We start from the raw sequence: 21,692 nt of genomic DNA, 5'->3' as shown, positions 1-21,692 counted from the left end.
TGCATCAAGGCCCCCTGCATCAAGGCCTGGGGGATCAGGGAATGACGCGGTTGGCCTTCAAGGTGGTGAACAAATCGAAGAACGAGTCGAGCGTCGGCTGGTAGTCGAGAAAGCCCAGTCGGCGGCTCTTGCTCATGTCGGTGACAACCTCGAATGGGCGCCCGAGATCGGCGTCCGTGTGCCAAGGCGACACCAGCCGGTCGAGTACAGGCTCGACCAGGCCGCGCCGGGCGGCGATTTGCGACCAGGCTTCGGCATCGTGCTGCATCTGGGTTTCGAGCGGCGCCGGCTGGTCCGGATACGGCGCCGGCTCGACGCCGAAATACTCGGCGAGACGCTGCCACATCCAGTTCCAGCGGAAGATGTCGCCGTTGACCACGTTGAAGTCCTGGTTGCGTCCGGCGGCACACGTCGAAGCCCATTCGAGGTGACGAGCCAGCAGGCGCGCATCGGTCATGTCGGTCAGGCCGTTCCATTGCGCCGCAGAGCCCGGAAACAGGAACGGCCGGCCGAGTTCGCGGCACAGGCTCGCATAGACCGCCAGCGTCACGCCCATGTTCATCGCATTGCCGAGCGCATAGCCGATGATGGTGTGCGGCCGGTGCACGCTCCAGCCGAAGCCGCGCTTGTCGGCAGCCTCGAAGACCGCGTCCTCCTGCACGTAGTAGAAGTTCAGGACAGGCAACCGCCCCTGCTCCTCGCGGAACGGCGTCGGCGGCAGTGCGCCCTGCCCGTAGGACTCGAACGGCCCGAGATAGTGCTTGAGCCCGGTCACCAGGGCCACGTGCTGCAACGGAACATCGGCGAGGGCCCCGAGGAGGTTGCGGACCAGGGCGCCGTTGACGGCGCAGTTCTCCGCTTCGGTGGCCTGGCGCATCCAGGTACTGAAGAACACGTGCGTCGGCCTGACATGTGCCACGGCGGAATGCAGCGCCCCGGGCTGCAGCAGGTCGGCGGCGAGCGGAATGACACCGTCGATGTCGGTGCGTGGGCGGCGTGCGAGGCCGTGCACAACCCAACCCTGGTCTGCGATATGCCGGGCGAGCGTTGCGCCAACGATGCCGCTGGCTCCGACTACGAGGGCAGTATGCGGCATTCGGCTTGTCTCCGTGGGTTCCGTCGGCAGATGGGGCCGGGCCGGCTCTACGTCGAGATGGCCGGCGCGCTTTCGCCATCCCGGTCCATCCTGCGGCAGACCAGCAGCACCGTATCGACGCCGGGGAGCTCGACAAGTCCGTCGACCAGATGCAGAGGTTTCGCAAGGCACAGCCCAAGCGGCATGAAGATGCGGTTGTACCACCACATCGCGCGCGATCGGTGGCGTTCGAGATAACGCATGCCGAAGCCGACCAGCCGCGGATTGCGCGGCTGCATTCCGAAGATCGCACTCTGCCGGACCTCGAGCCGCGCGCCAGCGAGTTGCTGCAACAGCCGGACCGGTTCGTAGCGCCGATGATGGCCGACCATGTCGTCGAACGGCGTCCAGGCCTCGGGATGCAGCGGCACCGACAGCAGCAGGGCCGCACCCGGCGCCGCGACTCGCGACAGTTCGGCGAAGGCAGCCGCGTCGTCATCCACATGCTCGACGATGTCGAGCGCGCAGATCAGGTCGAATGCGCCGGTGGCCATCGGCAGGTCGGTGACGAGGCCGCAGGCGACATGGCCACCGGCGGCGCGCAAGTGTCGCAGCGGCGGCAGGCTGAGATCGACGAAGCTGGTGCCGGCGATCGGCAGCCGTGGCCGCAGGCCGGGGGCGATCTCGAGCCGGCGCGTCGCGCGAGCCGCCAGGTCCGCAACTAAAGGCCAGGAATTAAAGCGCTCCGGTGCCACCAGCCGGGCGTCGGACCAGAGCGTGTCGTAGAAGCGACGATTCGCCTCGCGCAGTGCGACGCCCGACAGGGGTCGCCGGTCCGGCGTTGTCCGCATCAGGCGTCCTGCATTCATGCTTCCTGGGCGTTGGCCGCCCGCTCGGCATCGTGCGTCAGCCGGGCCTCGTTGCGCTTGAGGAACACCAGCGCCGCGACCACGACGATGGCCGCGACGATCCCGACGGCGATGCCAAGCGGTCCCGAGATGCGCAGCACCTGGCGGCCAAGGAAGTAGGCCGCGAACCCGTAGCCGCTGGCCCAGCCGATGCCGCCGAGCGCGTTCCAGAGCAGGAAGCTGTGCCAGGGCATGCGGTTGGCGCCGGCGAGCAGAGCGGCAAAGGTGCGCAGGATGGCGATGAAGCGGCCGAAGAACACCACCTTGCCGCCATGCATGCGAAACAGGTAGCGGCCGAGCTTCAGGCGCCGGTCGTTGAGGCCGATATGCCTGCCGTAACGGGCCAGCGCCCGGAAGCCGAGGGAGTGGCCGATCAGGTAGCCGAAATTATCGCCCATGATGGCGCCGGCGATGGCAGTGATCACCACCCAGACGATATCCAGCCGGTGGGTCGTCGCGCAGTAGATCGCGGTGCCGATGATCAGGCTTTCGCCGGGAAGCGGCGCGCCCATGCTTTCCAGCATGACGATCAGCCCGATCACGCCATAGCCGTAATGCTGCAGCAGGTGGTCGAGATGGTGGAGAAGAAACATCGTTCCCGCCCGACGAACGACAGCCAACCCGTCGCGCTGTTGCAGGAACCGCCTCGGGGAGGCCATGTCAAGCCGAACCGCATGCGCAGGAGAAGGCCGGTGATGATGCATCACGACGCTGAGGCGCCGCGTCGGCTGCTGCACCTGGAGCTTGCGTTCTACGGCGAAGTGTTCGGCTTCACTCCGGCTGAACCGTGAAGCCGAAAGCCGCGAGCATCGCCTTGGTCGACTGTCCCTCGGGTACGATCAGGATGCGCTGCGGCTCGGAGCCGCGCAGAGCCACCACGCCGCCCTTCGGACAGATCCCGAAGCACCCGGTCTCGATGATCCGGGTCTGGCGGCGACGACCGATGGCACGCAATCCGTCCCGCAGCGCGCGGCGCAGGTCGTCGCGGCCTTTGTCGCCAAAGCCGCCTTTCAGCTTGCGGCTGCATTTGCGGCAGACGACGAGGACATCGAGCCAGGGCGTGGGCCGCGTGGTGACCTCGGCCACAGCCGCTTTGCGCTTCCTTGCCACCGGCGTGTCAGGGGTGGGCGCGGGCGAGGAAGCGTACCAGCCGCGTCTGCACGCCCAGCTTCTCGACGGCGGCGGCAAACACCTTGTAGTGCGGCGTGGTGAGATGGTGGTCGAAGGCGGCCCGATCGTCATAGACCTCGTACAGAATGACGGCGTTCGGCGTCTCTTCGGAGGTCAGCGTATCGAACTGGCGGCAGCCGGGCTCGTTCGTCACGGACCCTGCGCCGTCCATGCGGCAGATCTCGAGGAACTCGGCCTTGAGCTCCGGAGCCACCTCCAGTTCTGCAATGACAGTGAACGGCGTGGTTATGCTGGTCATCTCGTGATCTCCGGGGAATACGTCTCTGCGACAGCAGACCTGGCCCAGTCGTAGGGCGCCCCTGATCGAGCGCAGGCTGGCGACCGCTCGGAACTACTGGATCGATTCGGCCCCGTCGCGAACTGTGGTGCTACCGTGTCGGGCAGCCTGCGCAGCCGTTTGCGTCATGAAGGTGGTGGAGCCAGGCGGGTTCGAACCGCCGACCTCCTGAATGCCATTCAGGCGCTCTCCCAACTGAGCTATGGCCCCGGTATTCCGGTCAACCTTCCTTCGGGAAGACGCTTGGGTCGCGGCGATATAGTCCGGGCGACGCCGGGAGGCAAGTCTGATCACGCGAGCAGCACGCCCTGCTCGCGCAGCCAAGCGAGCAGCGCAAGCATCGGCAAACCCAGTATTGCGGCATGCTCGCCTTCGATGCGATCGAAAAGATGGATACCGGGACCCTCCACCCGGTAGGCGCCCACGCTGGCCAGCAGCCTGTCACCTTCCAGGTCGAGGTAGGCGTCAAGAGTGGCATCCGAGAAGTCGCGCATTGTCAAAGCGGGTCGCGCGACGTGCGACCAGATCAGCCTGTCGTTGCACTGCACGCACGCGGCCGTATGCAGGACGTGTCTCCTGCCGCGCAGCGCCAGCAGGTGCGATCGTGCCTGTCCCATGTCCGCCGGCTTATCGAACCAGCGCTGCTCGCTGACCAGCACCTGGTCGGCGCCGATGACCAGCGTGTCGGAGTGCGATGCGGCCACCTGACGCGCCTTGGCGACGGCAAGCAGCAGCGCCGTCGCTTCCGGCGTGCGATGCGCCGACCGGGCCTCGTGCTTGATTGCGGCTTCATCGACTGACGAGGGAAGCACATCCATGACAATGCCGGCGCTGCGCAGCAGCGCGGCACGGGCCAGCGATCCGCTTGCCAGCACCAGGCGGGATCCGTGGGTCTGCAATCCATGCGACAGCGCAAGTACTGGCAAAGAATCGGGGTTGAACATGCAGTCCAGCATATCGGGGTACTTGGGGATGAAAAGCAGTGATGCCCCGGTTGTACCGAGTCGTGTTGATGGGACGCTTCCGGCTTGGTACGGGGGGTTGTACACAGCGGCCTGTCGGCAACTTCTGGATAATCCTCAACCCGTCTGACTCCAGAAGCCGCCGCGGTCTGTACATCCTGTGGAGAAGTCGGGGTACGTTTTGCGAAACGCGGGTACCCCGTCTTCCACAGGGACCTACACCTACCACTCCATTTCTTTCTTCTTCTTTCCTGGTTAGAGGAGAGACAGGCTGCTGGGGACGAGTGACGGACGATGACCACGAAGCGATTGCTGCGTGCGCTGGGCGGGGAGGCCGTCTGGCCGCCGCCGGTCTGGCTGATGCGCCAAGCCGGCCGGTATCTGCCCGAGTTCCGCGCCATGCGGGCACAGGCGGACTTCATCACCCGCTGCATGACCCCTGATATCGCGACCGAACTGACCTTGCAGCCGATCCGCCGTTTCGGGATGGATGGGGCCATCCTGTTCAGCGATATCCTGATCCTGCCGTGGGCCATGGGTCAGAGCCTGCACTTCGTCGATGGCACCGGCCCGGTGCTCGAGCCAATCCGCAGCAGAGCGGACCTGGCCCGGCTGGATCCCCGACGCGTCGTCGAGCGCACCGCGCCGGTCATGGAAGCTCTGCGGCGACTACGCGCGGCCCTCGATGCTCCGGCCGGAGTGGGAGTGGCGCCCGGCGGCGGAACAACCCTCATCGGTTTCGCCGGCGCCCCGTTCACGGTGGCCTGCTACATGGTCGATGGCGGCGGCTCGCGCGAGTTCGCACACACGCGTCTGATGGCCTACTCGGAGCCGGTCTTGTTCGAGCGGTTGATGGCGCTGCTCATCCACTCGACGGCGGACATGCTCTGCGCCCAGATCGAAGCCGGCGCCGAAGCGGTGATGCTGTTTGACAGCTGGGCCGGCTTGCTGCCACCCGGAGAGTTCGCCCGTCATGTGATCGCTCCGGCCCGGGCGATCGTGCAGGCCGTCCATGCCAGCTATCCTGAGATCCCGGTCATCGGCTTTCCTCGTCTCGGCGGTGTCTCGGTCGGGCGCTATGCCACGCTGACCGGCGTGCAGGCCGTTGGACTGGATACCGGGGTCGATCTGGAGGTGGCGTCCACCCTGCTGCCCACCGGCATCACGACCCAAGGCAATCTCGACCCGCTTGCGCTGCTGGCCGGCGGCCGCTCCCTCGCCGACGCCATCGAGGCGATCCGCACCGTGGTGCGCGGCCGTCCGCACGTGTTCAATCTCGGCCACGGCGTGTTGCCGCAGACTCCGCCGGAGCATGTCGCAGCACTCGTCGAGGCCGTCAGGCATGCTTGACCGGCGCCTGACACGGGCCCCGTTGCGGCTGGTGATCTTCGATGGCGACGGGGTGCTGATCGACAGCGAGCCGCCTGCAAACCGGCTGGGCGCCGCGGAGATACGCGCCTGTGGGTACAGCCTCACTGACGTAGCGATGCGGCAACGCTTCGCCGGCAAGGCGCTTGGCATGATCGCAGCGAGAGCCGCCGGGATGGCCTGCATCGTGCTGCGTCCTGATGGCGACCTCGTGGTGCCGGCTTTGTCCGATGCTCCTGGCCAGATCGTCCACAGGATCAGGCACCTCGATGAACTGGCTCCCTTGTTGATGCACGCGCCACACGGAACCCACGTCTCGTGATCGCGGCCCTCGGACCTTATCTGCTTTGGGAGAAGTCGCTGCATGTGATGGCGGTGATCGCCTGGATGGCCGGGCTGTTCTACCTGCCGAGGCTATTTGTCTATCATTGTCAGGCGGCGGCCGGATCGGCGCAGAGTGAACTCTTCAAAACGATGGAACGACGTCTGCTCCGTCAGATCATGAACCCCGCCATGGTGGCGTCTTTCTTGTTCGGCTTGCTGCTGGTGCTCACCCCCGGAGCGGTCGACTGGCACGCCGGTTGGTGGTGGGTGAAGCTGGGGAGTGCATTATTGATGGCAGGCTTCCATGGGGCCTGCGCGCGCTGGCGCCGTGATTTCGCGCTGGACCGCAACACCAGGTCCGAGAGATATTTTCGGGTCGCAAATGAAGTTCCGACCGTGCTGATGCTGGTGATTGTCATTATGGCGATCGTGCAACCGTTCTGACCAGTGACGAAGTTCCGTATCCCGCCTTGGACGTTTCAGAAAGCATGATGCCCGCAAACTGTGAAAGGCGCCCACTCATGAGGCTATCGACGTTCCTCAGGGGGTGGGCCGGCGTCGTCTCCGTGGCTTTTGCGCTCGGCTGTCTGCTGACCGGTTCGGTCATGGCGGACGCGCCGTCGGCACGGATCGCCATGCTGGCGCGAGGCATAAACATTTCGCACTGGTTCCGCTTCCCGCCAAGCAATGCGGCCTCAGCCATGCGGTCGTATCTCGACGAGGCCTCGCTTGTTTCCTTGCAGCGCAGCGGCTTCACCTATGTCCGGCTAGCGGTGGGTCCAGAGGAAGTCATGCAGGGCAACCGGATTGATCCGCAGAAGCTGCAGGCGCTTCTTGACGCGATCGCCCGCATCGAGCGTGCAGGTCTTGCGGCGATGGTGGAGCCACACCCGGAATTGATGCAGAACTGGGATCTGACCAGCAATGCTGGCGCGCGAGACAAGCTGTTCGGTTTCTGGCACGATCTGGCACCAGCCCTCCGCCGTTTTCCCGCAGCGATGACATTTCCGGAACTGGTCAATGAACCGTCTGTGAAGGAGTCGCCGCAGTGGGACGCGCTGCAGGCCCAGCTTCTGGCAGTCGTTCGCAGGTCGTTGCCCACTGCCACCGTGATTCTCACCGGCGACGAATGGAGCAGTATCGACGGTCTGCTGAAGGTGCAGCCGGTATCGGACCGGAACGTCATCTACAGCTTCCACACGTATGACCCAGCCTTGTTCACGCTTCTCGGCTTCTGGGATCCCGCGACAAACAAGACGGAGCTTGCAGATTATCTGCCGTTTCCGGCCAATGATGACCCGGTCTGCAAGCGCGCCATCGCGCCTATCCACGACAGCCATACCCAGCAGGTTGCGCAATACTGGTGCTCCCTGCACTCTGATCAGGGCTCGCTGGAGCATAATCTTCGTCGGGCCACCGACTGGGGACATGCACACGGGGTTTCGGTCGCAATGACCGAGCTCGGTGCGATGGGCATGATCAATCCGGGCAGCCGGATGCGGTATCTGCAGGCCATGCGTATGTCCGCAGATCATTTGAATCTGCCCTGGTCGATCTGGGCCCTGGACGATCAGATGGGGTTCGGCATCGACGCGCACGCCTTCCGCTCGGCGTCACAGCTCTCGCCTGCGGTCCTCAGGGCGTTCGATTTGAAGCTGCCAGGACGCTGACCCCGGGCTCTGCGATACATACCGATCGGATCGTGGTGGGCGCAGTAGGGTTCGAACCTACGACCCGCTGATTAAGAGTCAGCTGCTCTACCAACTGAGCTATGCGCCCACGATCGCGACCGAAAGCGCGCAACCAGCTTCGCTCCGGTGGCAGGGGAAGTAGGACAGGACTGCGCCGGGCGCAAGAGACTAAAGCACGCTGTCGACGCGAGATCGCAGAGCGGATCGGTGCCGGCCGCCGATGCGACTGTCGGAGTGCGGCATGATCAAGCGATCATGGTCCCGCGCTACTGGTTCAGCAGGGCAAGCACGCCGTCGAGCTGATCCAGGTTGTCATAGAGGATCCTGAGGTTGCCGCCCTTGCCGTCGAAGGTGATCTGGACACGCAACCCGAGCTTCTCCCGCAGGCTCCGTTCCAGCGCCGCGATCTCCGGATCCTTGCGCGCGGCGTCGTCCGGCCGTGGCCGCCGATCCGGCATGAGCCGGGACGCCGTATGCTGCTCATGCGCCAGAGCCTCGGTCTGCCGGACGGTCAAACGTTGCGCAATGACCTTCAGAGCTGCTTTTGCGGGGTCGGGGTGGCCGAGGAGCGCCCGGGCATGGCCTGCACTCAGCGCTCCGTTTTCGACTTCCCGCCGGACGGTCTGCGGCAATTGCAGCAGTCGCACGGTGTTGGCGACGTGACTCCGCGATTTTCCGATCGCACCGGCCAGCTCGTCATGCGACAGCCCGAACTCGCCGATGAGCCGCTGCAGACCGTCCGCTTCCTCGATGGGATTCAGGTCCTGGCGTTGCAGGTTCTCGACCAGGGCGGCTGCCATGGCATCGCCGTCATCCAGGGATCGGATATGCACCGGCACTTCATGCAGTCCGGCGAGTTGCGCCGCCCGCCACCGCCGCTCCCCGGCGATGATCTGGAAGATACCAGGGCGTGCCGGGTCGGGACGTGCCAGGATCGGCTGCAGGATGCCGCGTGATCGGATGGACGCCGCCAGCTCCGCGAGAGCCCCCGGCTCCATGGCCTGCCTCGGCTGGAACGGCCCTGCTTCGAGTGCCTCAACCGGCAGGCGCTGTATGGAGGATTCGGCTGCGGGACTGGGAGACAGGGTGGGCGGCGTGTCGCCCAGGAGTGCCGCCAGACCACGCCCCAGACGCGATGGTGGCGGCTCCTTCCTGCGGCTCACCGGGAGACGCTCCGACCGGCATCCGATCGAAGCCGGTCAACAAGCTCGTCCGCGAGTTTGGCGTAGGCCAGCGATCCGGCGGACTTGGAGTCATACACCGACGCCGGCTTGCCGTGGCTCTGTGCTTCGGAAATGCGGATGTTGCGCGGGATCAGCGTTTCGAACACCTGCGCACCGAAAAAGCCGCGAGCATCCTCTGCCACCAGTTCCGAGAGGTTATTGCGCCGGTCGAACATGGTCAGTACCAGCCCCTGCAGATAAAGTTGCGGGTTGAAGGCCCGGCGAACCCGTTCGATGGTCCGAACCAGATGGCTCACCCCTTCAAGAGCGAAGAATTCGCATTGCAGCGGCACCAGCACACCATCCGCCGCGACCAGGGCATTGAGCGTCAGCAGCCCGAGGCTTGGCGGGCAGTCGATCAGGATGAAGTCGTAGGGGAGTTCCTCGGACCGATCTGCCGACAAAGCCTCGCGCAGCAGGAATTCCCGCCGGTCGTAGCTCACGAGCTCGATTTCCGCACCTGCAAGCTCGGTGTCGGCGGGCAAGAGGGAAAGCCGCTCCACGATGGTCTCGCGCACCAGGCCAGCGAGCGGTTGATGATCGGCCAGCACCGCGTAGCTGCCGGTTCTGCGGGCGCCATATTCCAGGCCCAGCCCGGTCGAAGCATTGCCTTGTGGGTCGAGGTCGATCAGGAGGATGCGCAGGCCGGTTCCGGCGAGGGAGGTGGCGAGGTTGATCGCCGTGGTGGTCTTGCCGACGCCGCCCTTCTGGTTGGCGATCGCGATGATGTGGGGAATGGGGGCCTCGCCGCTAGCAGTTCATGGGCGCCACGCGCCTGATCTGGCTCAGGCTCAGGATCACGCCATCCGGATCAGTCCGACTCTGGGTCCGTGCGACCATCATGTGCCACCGCGATCTTACCGCGGTCAATTCCTCCTCGGCCTTACGGCCCTTCAGGAACAGGCATCTGCCGCCCCCTGTGAGCAGTGGCTGCGCCCAATCCAACAACCGTGGCAGTGGTGCGAGCGCGCGCGCTGTCACCACGTCGGCGGCCGGAAGTCTGGCATCCTCGATCCGGCTGTTGACGATGGTGACGTGAACGCCGCTTGCACGGGCGGCTTCCCGCAGGAAGCTGCACTTGCGGCCGTCGGCCTCCACCAGGGTCACGCCGTCGCAGCCACAGATCGCCATAATCAGGCCGGGAAAACCAGCTCCGCTCCCGAGATCGGTAACCGCCTCATGTCTGGCGATCAGGCCAAAAAGCTGGACGCAATCGGCAATATGCCGGTCCCAGAGCTGGTCGAGGTCGCTGGGGGCCACGAGATTGATCCGGCTGTTCCAGCGCGTCAGCAGGTCCGCAAAGACCGTCAGGCGTGCGATCACCGCTTCTGACACGTCCTCTTTCAGCATATCCCGCTGGTGTTTCACGTGAAACTATCCACAGGCGGCGCTGTCCGGCCTGCCTGTTGCAGATACCCCAGAAGTGCCACCAGAGCCGAAGGCGTCACGCCCGGGACGCGCTGGGCCGCACTGAAGCTCGCCGGCCGGGCGGCGGCCAGCCGCTCTCGCATCTCGGAGCTGAGGCCGCCGATGCGGTCGTAATCGAGGTCGAGCGGCAACGTCATTGCCGTCTCCGTGGCGAGCTGCCGGATCTCCCTCGACTGGCGGCCGAGATACCCGCTGTAGCGCGCTTGCGTCTCGACGTGGCGCCGAACGCGGCCAGGCAGATCAACGAACCAGGGGGCGAGCTTTTGCAACTGCTCGTCGGCAATCGGAGCGCCTGAGAGCATTGCAGCCAAACTCTTCTGGCGCCCGTCGCCAGGCGCTGCAAATCCTGCCCTGCGCAGCGTGCGGGTGTCGTAGCTCTCAGCAGAAGCGCGTTGCACCGCCTCGGCAATTGCGCGTTCTATTCGTGAAAAGCTGGTGCCGCGCGGACCGCCGACGCACCCCAGCTGCATACCCAGCCGGGTCAGCCGCAGATCCGCATTGTCGGCGCGCAAGGACAGCCTGTACTCGGCGCGCGACGTGAACATGCGATAGGGTTCGCTCACGCCCTGCGTTGTCAGGTCGTCGATCATGACACCGATATAGCCGGCGCCGCGATCGATCGTGATCCCGTCGGTGCCGTCGGCGCGTCGTGCCGCATTGATCCCCGCAACGATGCCTTGCGCTGCAGCCTCCTCATAACCGGTGGTTCCGTTGATCTGCCCGGCCAGGAAGACGCCCTTGATCGTCTTGAGCTCCAAGCTCGGCAGCAGCGCCCGGGGATCGACATAGTCGTACTCCACCGCATAGCCGGCCTGGACGATGCGAGCCTGCTCGAGGCCAGGGATCGTGGCGACGAAGCGCCGCTGGATGGCCAACGGCAGGCTGGTCGAAATGCCGTTCGGATAGACCAGATCGGAGCCCGGATTGCCGGGCAATGCTTCGGGCTCGAGAAAGATTTGGTGACTGCCACGGTTCTTGAACCGGACCACCTTGTCTTCGATCGAGGGACAATAGCGCGGCCCGCGGCCGGCGAGCGCCCCGCCATAGACCGCCGACAACTGCAGGTTCTCGACGATGACCGCATGCGTTGCCGCATTGGTGGCGGTGACACCACAGGACACCTGCCGGTTGGTGATCGCGGGGGTCAGCGGGCTGAACGGCTCGGGCTCGGCATCGCCGACATCCTCGGCAAGCGAGGCCCAGTCGATGCTGTCGCGGGCCAGTCTCGGCGGCGTGCCGGTTTTCAGCCGCCCCATCGGCAGCGCCAGGCTCTGGAGGCGCGCGCCAAGCCGGGCGGCTGGTGCCTCTCCGATACGACCCGCCGGGCTGGCCGAGAGACCGAAATGCACAACGCCACGCAGAAAGGTCCCCGCGGTCAGCACGACCGCCGAGGCATCGAACTCCCGGGCATCCGCGCACAACACGCCGCACAGGCGACCTTGCGCATCGAACCGCAAATCGTCGACCGCACCCGGCTCGATCATTAGGCCGTCGGTCTCGGCCAGCAGCATCTGGATCGCACTGCGATACAGCGACCGGTCAGCCTGCGCGCGAGGGCCCTGCACAGCGGGACCTTTCGAGCGGTTCAACAGCTTGAAGTGGATCCCGGCCGCATCCGCAGCCCGGCCCATCAGCCCGTCCAGCGCGTCCACCTCGCGCACCAGGTGACCCTTGCCGATCCCGCCGATGGCCGGGTTGCAGGACATCGCCCCGATGGTGTCCAGCCTGTGCGTGAGCAACAGGGTGCGGGCTCCCATACGCGCCGCCGCGGCCGCCGCCTCGCAGCCGGCATGACCGCCGCCCACGACAATCACGTCGAACTTCCCGGTCGATGCAGCGCCCACGTGCTCGCCTTACTTGCCGATGCAGAACTGGCTAAAAATGCTGTCTAGCAGATCCTCGACATGCACCGCGCCGGTCAGCCGTCCCAGCGCACGCATGGCCAACCTGAGTTCCTCGCCGCGCAGCTCCGGCCAGGCCGCGGCCGCTGCACAGACCAGGTGCGACGCGGCTTCCACGATCGCGGCGCGATGCCTTGCGCGGGTCGGCGGCACGCCGGCACTCCTGCTGGTCAGGCGACGAGCCGCACCGGCGAGGACATCCCTGAGCGCCGGCACGCCCGTCCCGGTCAGGGCGCTCACCCCCAGAAAACCCTCCGCGGCCGGCCTCTGATCGATCTTGTTGCAGATCAACAGCGTTCGATCATCGGGATCGGGACGGCCGTGTCCGGCTTCGACAACATGAAGGACAAGATCCGCCTGCGTCGCGTGCCGTCGGGCCCGACGCACCCCCTCGGCTTCGACGAGATCGTTGGTCGCCCGCAGGCCCGCAGTGTCCACCAGCGTCACCGGAACATCGCCGAACACGCAGCGGATCTCGAGCGCATCGCGTGTGGTTCCGGCGGCGGCCGAGACGATGGCGGCGTCTCGCTGTGCCAGGCAATTGAGCAGGCTCGACTTTCCGACATTCGGTGGGCCGACGATGGCAAATACCAGTCCCGACCGCAGCCGCTCGCCGGCCTCGCCGTCCTGGAGATGGGCCTGCATCTCGAGCTTCAAGGCCGCTATGTCATGGCGCAGGCCAACCTCGACCTCCGCAGGCAGGTCCTCGTCGGGAAAGTCGATCAGTGCCTCCTGCTGTGCCAGCAGCCGGCGGAGCCGCGTTCCCCACTCGCCATACAGCGCGCTCAATGTCCCGCCGCTCTGCTGCAGAGCCTGTCGTCGCTGCGCCTGGGTCTCGGCCTCAACGAGATCCGCGATGCCCTCGGCTTGCAGAAGGTCGAGACGGCCACGGGCGCAGGCGCGCCGGGTGAATTCGCCAGGCTCCGCAGGAATGGCACCGAGCCCCACCAGGGCGTCGGCAACCGCGTCAACCACGGCTGGGCCGGCGTGCAGATGCAACTCCGCGCAATCCTCGCCGGTATAGCTTCGAGGGCCGGGAAACCAGAGGACGAGCGCACGGTCGAGCAGTTCGCTGGCATGCAGATCGCGCAGGGCCGCTTGCCGCGCAGGCGGACGCCGACCCTGGCACAGACGGTCGAGGATCGAGCCGCACTCCGGCCCGGTGATGCGCATGATGGCGATGGCGGCCCGACCGGTACCGGTCGCGAGTGCAAAGATGGTGCGCTCGCTCGTCATGACGGCTCTCCGGGGTGCTGCTTTGTGTTCATGTGCGGCGCGAGGTCGGCGCCGACAGGGCGTCGCATCGCTCGATGTGCTCTATAGTGAGCTCCGGGTGCTTGCCGGAGCCATGCTGTGCCGCAATTGTCTCTGCACGGGCCATTGGGGAGCCTGACCTTGTCCGAGGAAGACGAGGGATTGGTCTCCCTCGACTGGGGATGGGGCGGAGACCAGCAGCAGACACTCCTGCTGCGCCGTGCGCGGGATCAGGTGCAGTCATACTTCGATCAGCAGTTGCGCTGCTTTGACCTGCCGCTCGCGCCGCAAGGCAGCCGGTTCCAGAAGTCCGTATGGGCGGCGATCGCCAGGATTCCGTTCGGCGCCACATGCACCTGCAGCGAGCTGGGCAAGCGCCTTGGCGCGGACTTCCGGACCGTCGGCATGGCCCGCACGCGCAACCCGCTGCCAATCCTGATACCGAGCCACCGGCTTGTCGAGACCGGGCGGCTTGGATCCTCCGCTGCCGAGGGAGGCGCCACCACCAAGCGCTTCCTGCTCGACCTCGAAAGGAATGATTGATGTCCAAGGCGATCCGCATCCACGAGTATGGCGGCCCGCAGGTCCTGCAGTGGGAGGATGTGCCAACGCCTGAACCTGCTGCTGGCGAGGCGCTGATCCGGCAGCATGCCGTCGGTCTCAACTTCATCGACATCTATTATCGCACCGGCCTCTACAAGGTCCCCGGGTTTCCGGCCGTCCTCGGCATGGAGGGCGCCGGCGTCGTCGAGGCGATCGGCTCCGATGTCACCACTCTGGCTCCGGGTGATCGCGTCGCCTATGCCTCGAGCTTCGGTGGGTATGCAAGGCGTCGCGTCGTGCCGGTCGACCGTCTTGTCCGTCTGCCGGACGCGATCGACTTCTCGACCGCGGCAGGAATGATGTTGCGCGGCCTGACCGTGCAGGCCCTGCTGCGCCAGGTTCGGCCGCTGCAAGCCGGGGACACCATCCTTGTTCACGCCGCCGCGGGAGGAATCGGGCTGCTGATGTGCCAGTGGGCGCGACATATCGGCGCCAAGGTCATCGGCGTTGTCTCCACGCCGGAGAAAGCAGAACTGGCGCGACAGCATGGAGCCTGGGAAACCATCATCGGGCTCGCCGATCTGCCGGCACAGGTGAAGCGTATCACCGACGGCGCCATGGTGCCGGTGGTCTATGACAGCGTCGGCAAGGAGAGCTTCGTGTCCAGCCTGGACTGCCTGGCGCCGCGCGGCCTGATGGTCAGCTTCGGCAACGCGTCCGGCGAGGTGACGGGCGTCAGCCTGAGCCAGCTGGCGGTGCGCGGCAGTCTCTACATCACTCGTCCGACCCTGATGAGCTTCATCTCCAAGCGGGAGGTCCTGGAACAGGCGGCTCTCGAATTGTTCGACATCGTCGGCAGCGGCACCATCAGGATCACGGTGGGCCGGCAATTCCCGCTGCAAGACGCAGGGCAGGCCCACCGGGCGATGGAGTCACGCACGACGACCGGCAGCACGGTCCTCATTCCCGACTGACCAGTGCCGCAAGGTCCGGCTTGGGAACCCTGCGCAGAACTCCTTGAGAGCCTGTTTGCACACAGGCTCTCAGGTGTTCATGGCGTCGAAGAAGTCCTGATTGGTCTTGCTGTATTTCAGCTTGTCCAGCAGGAAGTCCATCGCGTCCATGGTGCCCATCGGCGACAGGATGCGACGCAGCACCCACATCTTGGACAACGACGCCTTGTCGACGAGGAGTTCTTCCTTGCGGGTGCCGCTCTTGGTGATGTCGATTGCTGGGAAGGTCCGCTTGTCGGAGAGCTTGCGGTCGAGGATGAGCTCCGAATTGCCGGTGCCCTTGAACTCCTCGAAGATGACCTCGTCCATGCGGCTGCCGGTGTCGATCAGGGCGGTGGCGATGATGGTCAGCGACCCGCCTTCCTCGATGTTGCGCGCCGCGCCGAAGAAGCGCTTCGGCCGCTGCAGCGCATTGGCATCCACGCCGCCGGTCAGCACCTTGCCAGAGGACGGCACGACCGTGTTGTAGGCTCGCGCCAGGCGGGTGATCGAATCCAGCAGGATCACCACATCACGCTTGTGCTCGACCAGGCGCTTGGCCTTCTCCAGCACCATCTCGGTCACCTGGACGTGGCGGGTCGCAGGCTCGTCGAAGGTCGAGGACACCACCTCGCCCTTCACCGAACGCGCCATGTCGGTCACCTCTTCCGGCCGCTCGTCGATCAGCAGCACGATCAGGAAGGCTTCCGGATGGTTGTGCGAGATCGCGGTGGCAATGCTCTGCAGCATGACCGTCTTGCCGGTCCGGGGAGGTGCCACGATGAGCGCGCGCTGGCCCATGCCGATCGGCGACACCAGGTCGATGACGCGCGAGGTGAAGTCCTTGGTCTGGCCCTTCACCGGGATCGGCGCGTTGTCGAACTCCATCTTGAGACGGCGATCGGGGTAGAGCGGTGTCAGGTTGTCGAAATTGATCCGGTGGCGGACCGCCTCGGGCGCCTCGAAATTGATGGTGTTGACCTTGAGCAGTGCGAAATAGCGCTCGCCATCCCGCGGTGCGCGGATCTGGCCCTCGACGGTGTCGCCGGTCCGAAGGCCGAAGCGACGCACCTGGCTCGGACTGACATAGATATCGTCCGGCCCGGGCAGGTAGTTGGCTTCCGGGGACCGCAGGAAGCCGAACCCGTCGGAAAGGATTTCGAGCGTGCCCTCGCCATGGATCGCCTGGTCGTTCTCGGCGAGGTTCTTGAGGATGGCAAACATCATGTCCTGCTTGCGCAGGGAGGATGCGTTCTCGATCTGCAGCGATTCCGCATAAGACAGCAGATCGGACGGTGTTTTGGCCTTGAGTTCGGCGAGATGCATTCGTGATGCCTCGAATGGCAGGTCGAGAGGAGAAGTGGAACGATTACGCTCAAGGAGGGGGAACGGGTCGGGGATTTCCTGACCTGAACCGAGCGCAAGCCGGTCTGCGACGGGAGAAACTCCCGCGCTCATGATGTCCGACGCGTTCCCGAGGGGAGGGAGCTCCGGAAGGTTTGACCACATCCAGAACGGTCTGACTCTACGGCCGCCCGCCCGTCGCCGTCAACATTCTTCCTCTACAGGGCCTAGCAGCCTGATCCGATCGATCAAATTCATCTTGTCGTTTGAGAGAGCAGCCTTGTCCGTCACGTGGCATCGCGAAGCGATCCCACGTGAGTCGATCGAGCCGGTCCTGGTGAGCCAGTAGCGGCCGCCGGTGTCTCCGCTGTCCCACCAGAAGATCTGCCGGGCGAGCCAGCCCGGCCTCGGTCCGTGGGTCCTGATTGCACCGGAGAGCGTGCTCGGCGAACATAGGCCGTCGAGGATCAGCACCTGGCCCGACGCATGGTCGCCAGCAAGCGACAGGTCGAGCGTACAGGCCGCGCCGCCCGGCACGTGTCCGGACCGGATCAGCCCCGCGACGGTACCGGATGTCCCGGTCTCACCGGCCGCCGACCAGAGCAGCGCGTGACCCTGCAGACGCCCGTTTGCATCCGGTGCCTGCAGCGCCAGCAGCAGGCGTCCCTGGAGCGGCCCGTCGAGGTCGCCGCCGTAGCGGAGCGGCGCGCTCGCCATGTCTTGCGAGGTCGCCTCCGGGCCCGGCGCGACGCCCGCAGCCAGCGACCGGCATGGTGCTGTCGCATTGCCGCCGAGGACGAGGAGGGCGCAGGGGGCGGCCCGCAGCCATGGGCTCATTGGGTTCCTAGCCATCCGCGTCTCCAGAACCAGATCATCGGCGCGATCACGGTGAGCGCCATGAGTCCCAACGCGTAGTAATAGCCATAGGTCCAGTTCAGCTCCGGCATGACCTTGAAATTCATTCCGTAGAGGCTGGCGATGAAGGTCGGGGGGATGCCCACGATGCTGACCACGGTCAGCAGCCGGATCCCGTTATTCTGCTCGATGTTGATGAAGCCGAGCGTTGCGTCGAGGAGGAAATGGATCTTGTTGCTGACCTCGCTCATATAGTCGTTGAGGCTGTCGATGTCCCGGCTGCAGCTGTTCAGGCGCGTCCGTAGCGTCGCATGCAGGGCGTCTCCGCCATGCTCCACCACATAGAGCGCGATCCGGCCCAGGCCCAGCAGGCTCTCCCGGATGTCCGAAACCAGGCCCTCGGTGCGTCCGACATGCCGAAGCTGGCTGCGCAGCTTCTTGTCGGCTTTGCCGTGGCGATTGCGGTCGCCACGGAAAATGTGCCGCGACAGCCGGTCCAGTTCCGCGCCCATGCGCTCGAGAAGATCGGCGAGGCGGTCGATCATGGCCTCGATGAGCATGACCATGACGGTATCGGCAGCGCAACTCGCATCCCGCTGCTCAATGTGCCTGGCGACGGTCTTGAAGACGCTGAAATCCGTGTAGCGGATCGTGATGAGCCGATCCGGGCTCAGGACAAAACCGATCGGGGTCACGAAGGTGTTGTCGTCGACCCTGCGCACCAACGGCATCGACAGATAGAATGTATCCTGCTCCATCGACATGCGGCTGGAGTTCTCGATCTCTTCCAGGTCGGCCCGGCGGGGGAGGCGCAAGCCGGTCAGACGCGACGCAAGCTCCAGCTCAGCCTCCGTCGGCTCGATCAGGTCGAGCCAGCCGGTCAGGTCCGTCTCGCGCTCGTCCTGCACTGCAAGAGGCGGCCGGCCGGCTGCGTGGGCAAGGAACATGGACACTCCGCAAGCATGGACGCCCGGCGCACGATCGCCTCGCGGACCGTGGAAATCTGGCGGGATCACGGCCGAGCCGCAAGATCGCCTGATCGTGCCGGCCGGTTCGGGCGAGGCACGTGACCTGCCTGCCGCGCTGCGCTAGTGGTAACAATCCGACGGAAGGGTCGTCAGGTTTTACCACTAGCCTTTGGTTTGGTGGGACGATTGAACATGCCGCTCGGGTAGTGAGCGTCAGGATCGGGCCACTAGGAAGTTCGCTGCACCGGAGGCCGCTTTGAACACGCAGGTTGAGACAGGAACCCGACCGGACGAGGCGCCTGCGCAGGCGTCCGCGGCCGCCGCGTCGGCGCGCCCGATGGCTGGCGGACCTCAAGGGGTGACGGCGGCCCTGGCCGACCTGGCGAGTAGCGATCGAGCGAACAGTCTGCGGCATGGCCCGGACGCCCGTGGCCGGTTCGGCATCTTCGGCGGCCGCTTCGTCGCCGAAACCCTGATGCCGCTGATCCTGGAACTCGAAGCGGCCTACGAGGCGGCAAAGGCCGATCCGGCGTTCCGGCGCGACCTCGACTTTCATCTCAGGGACTATGTCGGCCGTCCCAGCCCGCTTTGGCTGGCCCGTCGCCTGACCGCCGAGCTTGGCGGTGCGCGCATCTATCTCAAGCGCGAGGAGCTGAACCATACCGGCTCGCACAAGCTCAACAATGTGATGGGCCAGATCCTGCTGGCCCGTCGCATGGGTCGCACCCGGATCATCGCCGAGACGGGCGCCGGCCAGCACGGCGTCGCCACCGCCACCGTCTGTGCGCTGTTCGGCCTGCAATGCGTCGTCTACATGGGAGCGACCGATGTTGAGCGGCAGCAGCCCAACGTGTTCCGCATGCGCCTACTGGGAGCCGAGGTGCATGCGGTCAAAAGCGGCGCCGGCACGCTGAAGGACGCGATGAACGAGGCGCTGCGCGACTGGGTTGCCAACGTGCACGACACCTACTACCTGATCGGCACGGTCGCCGGCCCGCATCCCTATCCGGCGATGGTGCGCGACTTCCAGTGCGTCATCGGCGACGAGGCCCGCGCGCAGTTGCACCAGGCCGAGGGCAGGCTGCCGGATGCGGTGGTCGCCTCGGTGGGCGGCGGGTCGAACGCCATGGGCATCTTCCACGCCTTCCTGGACGACCCGGCGGTGCGGCTGATCGGCGTCGAGGCGGCCGGCCGGGGTCTGGACAGCGGCGAGCAGGCAGCGAGCATCACTCGCGGACGCCCCGGGGTGCTGCACGGCAACCGCACGTACTTGCTGCAGGATGGCGAGGGCCAGATCACCGAGGCGCACAGCATCAGCGCCGGCCTGGACTATCCCGGCATCGGTCCCGAGCATTCATGGCTGCATGAGATCGGCCGCGCCGAATATGTCGCCATCACCGATCAGGAGGCACTTGACGCGTTCGAGCTCTGCACCCGCACCGAGGGCATCATCCCGGCCCTGGAATGCGCCCACGCTTTGGCCCACATCGCCAAGATCGCACCGAGGATGAGCCCGGACGAGATCATTCTGATGAATTTGTCCGGTCGCGGCGACAAGGACATCTTCACGGTGGCCAAGCACCTGGGTGTCACGCTGTGACACACCAGCACCGGATCCGCGCGCGCTTTGCCGAACTCGCCCAGGCCGGGGGCGGGGCCGGACGCGGTGCGTTGATCCCGTTCCTCGAGGCCTGCGATCCCGACTTCGATACCTCGCTCGCCATCCTGCGCGGCATGCCGGCGGCCGGCGCCGACCTGATCGAGATCGGCGTCCCCTTCACCGATCCGATGGCGGACGGCCCGATCATCCAGGCGGCGGCCTGGCGAGGCCTGCGCGGCGGCTCGACCTTGAGCCGGGTGCTCGAGATGGTGCGCCGGTTCCGCGCCACCGACGCCGCGACGCCCGTCATTCTGATGGGATACCTCAACCCGATCGAGAGCTATGGAGCGGCCCGCTTCTGTGCGGATGCGGCGGCAGCGGGAGTGGACGGGCTGATCGTCGTCGATCTGCCGTCCGAGGAAGCCGATCTCCTCGAAGCGCCGGCCGAGGCGTCTGGCCTGGACATCATCCGGCTGGTGGCTCCGACCACCACGTCCGAGCGTCTGGCCGTCGTGCTGCGGGGCGCCTCCGGCTTCGTGTACTATGTCAGCATCACCGGTATCACCGGCACCCGCTCCGCCAGCGACACCGATCTCGCGGCGGCCCTGCCGCGCCTGCGTGCCGCCACCGACATGCCGGTGGCGATCGGCTTCGGCATCCGGACGCCGGCGCAGGCAGCCGGCGCCGTGCGTGTCGCCGACGCGGCGGTGGTGGCCTCCGCGCTGATCGAGACCCTTGCAGCCTCGCTCGACGAGTTTGGTCGTGCCGGTCCCCAGACCGTCGAGCGCGTGCTGGAGCAGATCAAGGCACTCGCGGACGGGGTCCGCTCCGCCCGCCTCGCCCTCACGTCCACGGAGATCTGAACCAGATGAGCTGGCTGACCGAGTTTGTCCGCCCGAAGATACGCAACCTGCTCGGCAAGCGCGAGGTGCCGGACAATCTCTGGACGCAGTGCGGCGCCTGCAACCAGATGATCTTCGTCAAGGAGCTCGAGCGCACTCTCAAGGTCTGTCCGTATTGTGGCCACCACATGCGGGCGCTGGTCAACGAGCGCCTGAACTGGACCTTCGACGAGGGCAGCTTCACCCGGATCGAGCTGCCGAAGGCGCCGGTCGATCCGCTCGGCTTCCGGGACCAGAAGCGCTACACCGACCGCCTCAAGGAGAACCGCGGCAAGACCCATCTGGACGAGGCGCTGGTGGTGGCGCACGGCACCATCACCGGCCACCACGCGGTGGTCGGCATCATGGCCTTCGAGTTCCTGGCCGGCACGATGGGGGCCGCCCTCGGCGAGGGCGTCGTCGCGGCGGCGAAGCTTGCGGTGCTGCAGCGTGCGCCGCTGATCATCTTCACCGCGTCCGGCGGAGCCCGCATGCAGGAGGGCATGATCTCGCTGATGCAGATGCCGCGCACAACGATCGCCGTGCAGATGGTGCGCGAGGCAGGACTGCCGTACATCGTGGTGATGACCGATCCCACCACCGGCGGCGTGACGGCCAGCTTCGCGATGCTGGGCGATATCCAGATCGCCGAACCGAACGCCCTGATCGGCTTTGCCGGCCAGCGGGTGATCGAGCAGACGGTACGCGAGACGCTGCCGGAAGGCTTCCAGCGCGCCGAATACCTTCTGCAGCACGGCATGCTCGACATGGTGGTGCCGCGTGGCGAGCTGCGCGAGACGCTCGGCCGGTTGATCGCCCTGCTGGGCAAGCTCGACCACCCGGTCGAGACTTCTCAGGACCTCGCGCCGGTCACCCGGGCGGCATGAGGAACCGTTCGAGACTGCTA

Annotated in this window: 24 protein-coding genes and 2 tRNA genes; 10 read left to right on the top strand and 16 right to left on the bottom strand. The window is 65.9% G+C overall.

What is annotated here, in order from left to right:
• Positions 1-34: 34 nt before the first annotated feature.
• Genes ACQY4O_RS16020 through ACQY4O_RS16010 form a run of 3 tightly spaced genes read right to left on the bottom strand, consistent with a single transcriptional unit; the run spans position 35 to position 2,576 of the window.
• Entirely contained in the window at positions 35-1,096 is a 1,062-nt protein-coding gene (locus tag ACQY4O_RS16020) for an SDR family oxidoreductase (protein ID WP_428377341.1), read from the bottom strand.
• 47 nt (positions 1,097-1,143) lie between these two features.
• Positions 1,144-1,926 carry a class I SAM-dependent methyltransferase gene (locus tag ACQY4O_RS16015; protein WP_428377340.1) on the bottom strand — a complete coding sequence of 261 codons (783 nt, stop codon included), beginning with the start codon at positions 1,924-1,926 and terminating at the stop codon, positions 1,144-1,146.
• Between the two features lie 14 nt (positions 1,927-1,940).
• Entirely contained in the window at positions 1,941-2,576 is a 636-nt protein-coding gene (locus ACQY4O_RS16010; RefSeq protein WP_428377339.1) for a DedA family protein, read from the bottom strand.
• On the opposite strand from ACQY4O_RS16010, the gene ACQY4O_RS16005 reads away from it, so the two are divergent.
• Positions 2,550-2,774 (top strand): hypothetical protein, encoded by a 225-nt coding sequence (locus tag ACQY4O_RS16005; protein WP_428377338.1) that lies wholly within the window; start codon positions 2,550-2,552, stop codon positions 2,772-2,774. The genes ACQY4O_RS16010 and ACQY4O_RS16005 overlap by 27 nt on opposite strands.
• Here ACQY4O_RS16005 and ACQY4O_RS16000 read toward each other — a convergent pair.
• The 4 genes from ACQY4O_RS16000 to ACQY4O_RS15985 all read right to left on the bottom strand — a co-directional run bounded on the left by ACQY4O_RS16000 (position 2,755) and on the right by ACQY4O_RS15985 (position 4,500).
• The gene (locus ACQY4O_RS16000; RefSeq protein WP_428377337.1) at positions 2,755-3,069 is read right to left on the bottom strand and encodes a hypothetical protein; all 315 of its coding nucleotides are present in this window, start codon (positions 3,067-3,069) and stop codon (positions 2,755-2,757) included. The genes ACQY4O_RS16005 and ACQY4O_RS16000 overlap by 20 nt on opposite strands.
• Positions 3,070-3,100: 31 nt before the next feature.
• Positions 3,101-3,412, bottom strand: a complete 312-nt coding sequence (locus ACQY4O_RS15995) for a putative quinol monooxygenase (RefSeq protein WP_428377336.1) — start codon at positions 3,410-3,412, stop codon at positions 3,101-3,103.
• Positions 3,413-3,585: 173 nt separating this feature from the next.
• Positions 3,586-3,661: transfer RNA gene (locus tag ACQY4O_RS15990), tRNA-Ala, on the bottom strand.
• An 80-nt stretch (positions 3,662-3,741) separates the two neighbouring features.
• Positions 3,742-4,500, bottom strand: a complete 759-nt coding sequence (locus ACQY4O_RS15985; protein WP_428377335.1) for a Maf family protein — start codon at positions 4,498-4,500, stop codon at positions 3,742-3,744.
• 207 nt (positions 4,501-4,707) lie between these two features.
• On the opposite strand from ACQY4O_RS15985, the gene hemE reads away from it, so the two are divergent.
• From hemE to ACQY4O_RS15965, 4 genes are all read left to right on the top strand, one after another.
• Positions 4,708-5,763 carry a uroporphyrinogen decarboxylase gene (hemE, locus tag ACQY4O_RS15980; RefSeq protein ID WP_428377334.1) on the top strand — a complete coding sequence of 352 codons (1,056 nt, stop codon included), beginning with the start codon at positions 4,708-4,710 and terminating at the stop codon, positions 5,761-5,763.
• Positions 5,756-6,103 carry a hypothetical protein gene (locus ACQY4O_RS15975; RefSeq protein WP_428377333.1) on the top strand — a complete coding sequence of 116 codons (348 nt, stop codon included), beginning with the start codon at positions 5,756-5,758 and terminating at the stop codon, positions 6,101-6,103. The genes hemE and ACQY4O_RS15975 overlap by 8 nt, the downstream gene beginning before the upstream one ends.
• Positions 6,100-6,549, top strand: a complete 450-nt coding sequence (gene hemJ, locus ACQY4O_RS15970; RefSeq protein ID WP_428377332.1) for a protoporphyrinogen oxidase HemJ — start codon at positions 6,100-6,102, stop codon at positions 6,547-6,549. Before ACQY4O_RS15975 ends, hemJ begins: the two co-directional genes overlap by 4 nt.
• Positions 6,550-6,626: 77 nt before the next feature.
• Positions 6,627-7,775 (top strand): glycoside hydrolase family 5 protein, encoded by a 1,149-nt coding sequence (locus ACQY4O_RS15965; protein ID WP_428377331.1) that lies wholly within the window; start codon positions 6,627-6,629, stop codon positions 7,773-7,775.
• 33 nt (positions 7,776-7,808) lie between these two features.
• On the opposite strand, the gene ACQY4O_RS15960 is transcribed toward ACQY4O_RS15965, so the two are convergent.
• The 6 genes from ACQY4O_RS15960 to mnmE all read right to left on the bottom strand — a co-directional run bounded on the left by ACQY4O_RS15960 (position 7,809) and on the right by mnmE (position 13,584).
• Positions 7,809-7,884 (bottom strand) — tRNA-Lys (locus ACQY4O_RS15960).
• 178 nt (positions 7,885-8,062) lie between these two features.
• A complete protein-coding gene (locus ACQY4O_RS15955; RefSeq protein ID WP_428377330.1) occupies positions 8,063-8,959 on the bottom strand; it encodes a ParB/RepB/Spo0J family partition protein in 897 nt (298 codons plus the stop codon).
• Positions 8,956-9,756: a ParA family protein gene (locus ACQY4O_RS15950; protein WP_428378222.1), complete on the bottom strand. Its 801-nt coding sequence runs from the start codon at positions 9,754-9,756 to the stop codon at positions 8,956-8,958. Before ACQY4O_RS15950 ends, ACQY4O_RS15955 begins: the two co-directional genes overlap by 4 nt.
• A gap of 13 nt (positions 9,757-9,769) precedes the next feature.
• A complete protein-coding gene (gene rsmG, locus ACQY4O_RS15945; RefSeq protein ID WP_428378221.1) occupies positions 9,770-10,369 on the bottom strand; it encodes a 16S rRNA (guanine(527)-N(7))-methyltransferase RsmG in 600 nt (199 codons plus the stop codon).
• A 14-nt stretch (positions 10,370-10,383) separates the two neighbouring features.
• Complete coding sequence (gene mnmG / locus ACQY4O_RS15940) at positions 10,384-12,291, bottom strand: tRNA uridine-5-carboxymethylaminomethyl(34) synthesis enzyme MnmG (RefSeq protein WP_428377329.1); 1,908 nt, start codon at positions 12,289-12,291, stop codon at positions 10,384-10,386.
• 9 nt (positions 12,292-12,300) lie between these two features.
• The gene (mnmE, locus tag ACQY4O_RS15935; RefSeq protein ID WP_428377328.1) at positions 12,301-13,584 is read right to left on the bottom strand and encodes a tRNA uridine-5-carboxymethylaminomethyl(34) synthesis GTPase MnmE; all 1,284 of its coding nucleotides are present in this window, start codon (positions 13,582-13,584) and stop codon (positions 12,301-12,303) included.
• A gap of 117 nt (positions 13,585-13,701) precedes the next feature.
• On the opposite strand from mnmE, the gene ACQY4O_RS15930 reads away from it, so the two are divergent.
• The gene (locus ACQY4O_RS15930; RefSeq protein WP_428377327.1) at positions 13,702-14,145 is read left to right on the top strand and encodes a methylated-DNA--[protein]-cysteine S-methyltransferase; all 444 of its coding nucleotides are present in this window, start codon (positions 13,702-13,704) and stop codon (positions 14,143-14,145) included.
• Positions 14,145-15,119, top strand: coding sequence for a quinone oxidoreductase family protein (locus tag ACQY4O_RS15925; protein WP_428377326.1), 975 nt, complete (start codon positions 14,145-14,147; stop codon positions 15,117-15,119). Before ACQY4O_RS15930 ends, ACQY4O_RS15925 begins: the two co-directional genes overlap by 1 nt.
• Before the next feature lie 69 nt (positions 15,120-15,188).
• On the opposite strand, the gene rho is transcribed toward ACQY4O_RS15925, so the two are convergent.
• From rho to ACQY4O_RS15910, 3 genes are all read right to left on the bottom strand, one after another.
• Positions 15,189-16,463, bottom strand: a complete 1,275-nt coding sequence (gene rho, locus ACQY4O_RS15920) for a transcription termination factor Rho (protein WP_138327013.1) — start codon at positions 16,461-16,463, stop codon at positions 15,189-15,191.
• Positions 16,464-16,685: 222 nt separating this feature from the next.
• Entirely contained in the window at positions 16,686-17,318 is a 633-nt protein-coding gene (locus ACQY4O_RS15915; RefSeq protein ID WP_428377325.1) for a hypothetical protein, read from the bottom strand.
• Entirely contained in the window at positions 17,315-18,244 is a 930-nt protein-coding gene (locus tag ACQY4O_RS15910) for a magnesium transporter CorA family protein (RefSeq protein ID WP_428377324.1), read from the bottom strand. The genes ACQY4O_RS15915 and ACQY4O_RS15910 overlap by 4 nt, the downstream gene beginning before the upstream one ends.
• Positions 18,245-18,641: 397 nt before the next feature.
• Here ACQY4O_RS15910 and trpB point away from each other — a divergent pair, with 397 nt between their 5' ends.
• From trpB to accD, 3 genes are read left to right on the top strand one after another with little or no spacing between them, the layout of a single operon-like run.
• Positions 18,642-19,904 carry a tryptophan synthase subunit beta gene (gene trpB, locus ACQY4O_RS15905; RefSeq protein ID WP_428378220.1) on the top strand — a complete coding sequence of 421 codons (1,263 nt, stop codon included), beginning with the start codon at positions 18,642-18,644 and terminating at the stop codon, positions 19,902-19,904.
• Entirely contained in the window at positions 19,901-20,767 is an 867-nt protein-coding gene (gene trpA / locus ACQY4O_RS15900) for a tryptophan synthase subunit alpha (RefSeq protein WP_428377323.1), read from the top strand. The genes trpB and trpA overlap by 4 nt, the downstream gene beginning before the upstream one ends.
• A gap of 5 nt (positions 20,768-20,772) precedes the next feature.
• Positions 20,773-21,672, top strand: coding sequence for an acetyl-CoA carboxylase, carboxyltransferase subunit beta (gene accD, locus ACQY4O_RS15895; RefSeq protein ID WP_428377322.1), 900 nt, complete (start codon positions 20,773-20,775; stop codon positions 21,670-21,672).
• Positions 21,673-21,692 lie beyond the last annotated feature (20 nt).

The sequence above is a fragment of the Lichenicoccus sp. genome (assembly GCF_965277665.1).
GTDB lineage: Bacteria > Pseudomonadota > Alphaproteobacteria > Acetobacterales > Acetobacteraceae > Lichenicoccus.
This window is presented reverse-complemented; position numbering and strand designations above follow the sequence as displayed.